The sequence below is a fragment of the Endozoicomonas sp. YOMI1 genome (genome assembly GCF_024606345.1).
Lineage (GTDB): Bacteria > Pseudomonadota > Gammaproteobacteria > Pseudomonadales > Endozoicomonadaceae > Endozoicomonas.
In genome coordinates, this window is the sequence record NZ_JAHHPM010000529.1 from 1 (window position 1) to 1,954 (window position 1,954).

General features: G+C 45.3%; 2 protein-coding genes. One reads left to right on the forward strand and one right to left on the reverse strand.

Annotated elements, in window-relative coordinates:
- Nucleotides 1-27: 27 nt before the first annotated feature.
- Nucleotides 28-174 (forward strand): zinc ribbon domain-containing protein, encoded by a 147-nt coding sequence (locus tag KDK15_RS21625; RefSeq protein WP_373691412.1) that lies wholly within the window; start codon nt 28-30, stop codon nt 172-174.
- 72 nt (nt 175-246) lie between these two features.
- Here the strand turns inward: KDK15_RS21625 and KDK15_RS18815 are convergent, their stop codons facing one another.
- The gene (locus tag KDK15_RS18815) at nt 247-1,590 is read right to left on the reverse strand and encodes a PhoPQ-activated pathogenicity-related family protein (RefSeq protein ID WP_257296933.1); all 1,344 of its coding nucleotides are present in this window, start codon (nt 1,588-1,590) and stop codon (nt 247-249) included.
- Nucleotides 1,591-1,954: the final 364 nt, after the last annotated feature.

Sequence of the window (1,954 nt, forward strand, 5' to 3'; positions counted from 1 at the left end):
CTTTCCCTCTAACCCTTGATATCATTGATGGTAATCAATTTATCGGGAATTGCTGTCCGATCATGGGAGTGTGATTGTGGTACTACCCATGACCGAGATATAAATGCAGCTTGCAACATAAACGATCGAAAGTACTTACATAGGGTTAACTACTTAAGAATCCTTTTTGAATAGTACCAACTCTGGCAGCTTAAAGCGGCTGGTATTTCAGTCCGTCAGGAGTGCTGATGCCAAAAAGCCAAACAGCTATGGATATCGGTCTGGATTGACAAATACCCGGGTGGTGAAGATCAAATCGGTAAAGGGAGCATTACTGAAATGCACTTCCACAAAGCTGGCAGTCCAGCCTTTGTTATCCTGAGGCATCTCTACCTTGCTACTGCATTTGCTACCATGACAGGCAAATTTCACTTTGGTACGAGTATAGGGTGAAAGGTTTGTATTTGACGGCACTTTGCGGAAGTCTCTTTCAGATGGATTATTGGCTTGCCAGAGCCAGGCTTCTTTTGGCCGCTTTGTTGTTTTTATGTTGAGTGATTTACCTTTCTGTTCCCAGGTAACTTTGGGTAGTGGGCGGCCTTGAAGAAAAGCACCGTAGAAAGATTCGGTCAAATCGGTTACCAAATGGGCATTACCCTGATTAATATAATGTCCCTGATTCGGCAGAACTCTCATCCATTTATCCCCCGGTAAATGGTCAAAAAACACTTTGCTGGTATCCGGTGGAATGAAGTGATCGCCGGATGCACTGACAAAGAACTTGGGAAGTTTGAGATATCGTTTGTACTGGTAAGGATCAACGATAGCAATTAATTGATCCAGTTCTGGTCTTTCTAACAAGGCCTTGAAAGGAAAGTAAGGTGATATAGCCGGGTTGCCTTGTGGATAAACATTGAAAACATGATCAGCCATCGCTCTCATGTTCATAAAATCGGCAACCAGGGGGATTAGCGCCACGATTCGGCTATCCTGGGTGGCGGTTAGAGAAGCAGTCCAGCCTCGCTTGGACGCGCCTGCAATGACGAAACCATTGATGGCAATTTTTTGCTGGTGCAGAATTTCTTCGCTGGCGTTCATACCGTAAATTGCCGCTTTCACCATAGGCAGCCGCAGGGGCCAGTTAAAGTTTTGCAGCGGGTTATTTAAAAACTGCTTCCAGGTAAAAACGATCAGGTTATCTTCTTTTAATGGCGGCGTATCTTTAAACTGCAGAAACTGGTTGGGTATATCCTTCAGGTCAATGACGATGGATGTTGTTCGGGCGGCGATCCGGGCAAAATCCAACTCAGGCCCTGTGTTGATTGGCTGCAACTCACCGGGCGCGTGAATGATTCCACCATTGATGTAAAGCAGCGCTGTATCGTACTGCAGTTGTTGTGGCTTATAGATGGTTAACCGATGTTGCCATAAAGGGAAATCCACTGAAGCCTTCTCTCCCTGCTGCCAGCGCAGGGAGACCAGGTTGGCATGGATGATGTCTACCTCAGTGGATAAGTCATCATGCTTGACGGTTGTTGAAGCGGTCTGGGTTATAGTCCATCCATAGTCAGGCTCTTCTTTTGAAAGGTAGCAGGGAAGTACGTGCTCCATATGGTTGTTTAGCCACCCCGGATGACACGATAAGGGAGTCTCTACAGGATTATTCTCCGCTGATATCTCTTCAGTTGTGATTATCAGGGCACATATGCATAACCAGGGTAATATTTTTGTCATTACACTTGCTAAATAAATAGATTGATTGGGATGTTAATCGTCGAAATTTATAAAATAGCGTATTTTCATCCTGGGGAATGGATATTTATATCTGGCTATTTGCCCAGTATCCAAAGGAATTTTGGTTTGACTGTATCGACACCGGCAGAAACGTCATGGAAAGAGCCCGGTTTTCTCCATGCTTTTATCACCCTTGCGGCAATAATTGGCGTGCTAGGAGGCTGTCCGAGAATAGCGCCCG